Raw genomic sequence first — 465 nt, 5'->3', positions numbered from 1 at the left:
ACACGACGGGCGCAGGCCCGCCGTGCCGTTGGCCGTCAGATCATCCCGCAGGCGTGCAGATAGGTGTCAGTCATCGCTTCTTCTTCGGCTCGCTTTTCCGGGTCTTTCTTCCGGTAGGCGATAACGCGACGAACGATCTTCGGGTCGTAACCCTTGCTCTTCAAGACGGTGTAAACATCCTTGATGTCGCTACCGATGCCGCGCTTTTCCTCTTCAAGACGTTCGATCTGCTCGATGTGCGCTTTCAGTTCGTTGCCCTGAACGCTGTTATGGCCGATCGTGGTCATTCGAAGTCGCCCAACGTTGCGTCGTCGACGGCTTCGAAGTCCGAAGACGCCTTGGCCTTGCCACCGGCGAGCGGGTCGTCGTGCCATAAGAGCTGCGCGTTAACGAGCCCTGCGGACACGCCGGCGATGCCATCGTTGGCCGGATACCAGTACGGATTGAGCGACAGGCGCGCCCAAC

General features: G+C 60.0%; 2 protein-coding genes. Both read right to left on the bottom strand.

The genetic code is table 11. The annotated features are described in order from the left end of the window. Positions 1-35 precede the first annotated feature (35 nt). Entirely contained in the window at positions 36-287 is a 252-nt protein-coding gene (locus tag ACTJKP_RS27200) for a DUF2312 domain-containing protein (RefSeq protein ID WP_176074357.1), read from the bottom strand. After that, on the bottom strand, positions 284-465 hold a 182-nt coding region (locus ACTJKP_RS27195; RefSeq protein ID WP_440632878.1), incomplete at its 5' end, for an ssDNA-binding protein. The genes ACTJKP_RS27195 and ACTJKP_RS27200, both read right to left, overlap by 4 nt.

Source organism: Brucella sp. 22210, assembly GCF_052045675.1.
Lineage (GTDB): Bacteria > Pseudomonadota > Alphaproteobacteria > Rhizobiales > Rhizobiaceae > Brucella.
This window is presented reverse-complemented; position numbering and strand designations above follow the sequence as displayed.

What these genes read in the sequence shown, in the direction of transcription:
- ACTJKP_RS27200 (WP_176074357.1), bottom strand. Translation starts at nt 287, where the DNA reads ATGACCACGATCGGCCATAACAGCGTTCAGGGCAACGAACTGAAAGCG.